Annotated in this window: 2 rRNA genes (1 of these 2 cut by a window edge); both read left to right on the top strand. The window is 53.7% G+C overall.

The window, feature by feature from the left end:
• A 23S ribosomal RNA gene (locus tag AC1VWL_RS11775) occupies positions 1 to 2,263 on the top strand (it extends 615 nt beyond the left edge of the window).
• Positions 2,264 to 2,386: 123 nt separating this feature from the next.
• Positions 2,387 to 2,500, top strand: a 5S ribosomal RNA gene (rrf, locus tag AC1VWL_RS11770); the annotation flags it as partial.

The raw sequence follows: 2,500 nt of genomic DNA, 5'->3' as shown, positions 1-2,500 counted from the left end.
CCGAGTCTGATAAGGGCGCATAGTCGCGGGCAGTAGACCCGAAACCGGGTGATCTAGTCATGCCCAGGGTGAAGGTGCGGTAACACGCACTGGAGGCCCGAACCCACTCCCGTTGCAAAGGTAGGGGATGAGGTGTGATTAGGAGTGAAAAGCTAATCGAACCCGGAGATAGCTGGTTCTCCTCGAAAGCTATTTAGGTAGCGCCTCATATGTATCCTCTCGGGGGTAGAGCACTGTTATGGCTAGGGGGTCATCGCGACTTACCAAACCATTGCAAACTCCGAATACCGAGACGGACTGTATGGGAGACACACGGCGGGTGCTAACGTCCGTCGTGAAAAGGGAAACAACCCAGACCCACAGCTAAGGTCCCAAATTTTGTGCTAAGTGGAAAACCATGTGGAAAGGCACAGACAGCCAGGAGGTTGGCTTAGAAGCAGCCACCCTTTAAAGAAAGCGTAATAGCTCACTGGTCGAGTCGGTCTGCGGGGAAGATTTAACGGGGCTAAGCACAGAACCGAAGCTTGGGGTGCATAACTTTGTTATGCGCGGTAGAGGAGCGTTCCGTAAGCCTGTGAAGGTGAGTTGAGAAGCTTGCTGGAGGTATCGGAAGTGCGAATGCTGACATGAGTAACGATAATGCGGGTGAAAAACCCGCACGCCGAAAGCCCAAGGTTTCCTTGCGCAACGTTAATCGGCGCAGGGTGAGTCGGCCCCTAAGGCGAGGCAGAAATGCGTAGTCGATGGGAAGCAGGTTAATATTCCTGCACCTCGCGTAAGTGCGATGGAGGGACGGAGAAGGTTAGGTGTACCAGGCGTTGGTTGTCCTGGGGAAAGGCGGTAGGTTTGGATCTTTGGCAAATCCGGGATCCTTTAAGACCGAGCACCGAGACGAGTCTTTAAGACGAAGTCACTGATACCACGCTTCCAGGAAAAGCTCCTAAGCTTCAGCTTACGCAGACCGTACCGTAAACCGACACAGGTGGGTAGGATGAGAATTCTCAGGCGCTTGAGAGAACTCGGGTGAAGGAACTAGGCAACATGGCACCGTAACTTCGGGAGAAGGTGCACCCTTTTTGGTGGCTCATGCGAGCTATAGCTGAAGAGGGTCGCAGTAACCAGGCCGCTGCGACTGTTTATCAAAAACACAGCACTCTGCAAACACGAAAGTGGACGTATAGGGTGTGACGCCTGCCCGGTGCTGGAAGGTTAATTGATGGGGTCAGCCGCAAGGCGAAGCTCTTGATCGAAGCCCCAGTAAACGGCGGCCGTAACTATAACGGTCCTAAGGTAGCGAAATTCCTTGTCGGGTAAGTTCCGACCTGCACGAATGGCGTAACGACAGCGGCGCTGTCTCCACCCGAGACTCAGTGAAATTGAAATCGCTGTGAAGATGCAGCGTTCCCGTGGCAAGACGGAAAGACCCCGTGAACCTTTACTATAGCTTTACACTGAACGTTGAGTTCGTCTGTGTAGGATAGGTGGGAGGCTATGAAACTGTGGCGCTAGCTGCAGTGGAGCCATCCTTGAAATACCACCCTGTCGTGCTTGACGTTCTAACCTAGGTCCATTATCTGGATCGGGGACCGTGTATGGTGGGTAGTTTGACTGGGGCGGTCTCCTCCTAAAGAGTAACGGAGGAGCTCGAAGGTACGCTCAGCGCGGTCGGACATCGCGCACTGTGTGCAAAGGCATAAGCGTGCTTGACTGCAAGATCGACGGATCAAGCAGGTAGGAAACTAGGACTTAGTGATCCGGTGGTTCTGTATGGAAGGGCCATCGCTCAACGGATAAAAGGTACTCCGGGGATAACAGGCTGATACCGCCCAAGAGTTCATATCGACGGCGGTGTTTGGCACCTCGATGTCGGCTCATCACATCCTGGGGCTGTAGTCGGTCCCAAGGGTATGGCTGTTCGCCATTTAAAGTGGTACGCGAGCTGGGTTCAGAACGTCGTGAGACAGTTCGGTCCCTATCTGCCATGGGCGTTGGAAGTTTGAGAGGGGCTGCTCCTAGTACGAGAGGACCGGAGTGGACGAACCTCTGGTGTTCCGGTTGTCACGCCAGTGGCATTGCCGGGTAGCTATGTTCGGAAGCGATAACCGCTGAAAGCATCTAAGCGGGAAGCGCGCCTCAAGATGAGACTTCCCGGGGCACAAGCCCCCTAAAGGAACCATATAGACTATGTGGTTGATAGGTCAGGTGTGTAAGTGCAGCAATGCATTGAGCTAACTGATACTAATGATCCGTGTGGCTTGACCATATAACCTCAAGTTGCCTTGGCCGACATGACATGTCGATAGAGTCCAAGTGCACGCTACGTCACAAGATCCATGCGAGACAGGCGCCTTATCCGTTGTTTGGATGGCGACACTCCAACTGTCTCCCTGATGAAATTAGCGCTATGGAACCACCCGATCCCATCCCGAACTCGGAAGTGAAACGTAGCCGCGCCGATGGTAGTGCAGCCTAAGCTGTGCGAGAGTAGGTCATCGTCAGG

The sequence above is a fragment of the Stenotrophomonas sp. STEN063 genome (assembly GCF_056854515.1).
This window is presented reverse-complemented; position numbering and strand designations above follow the sequence as displayed.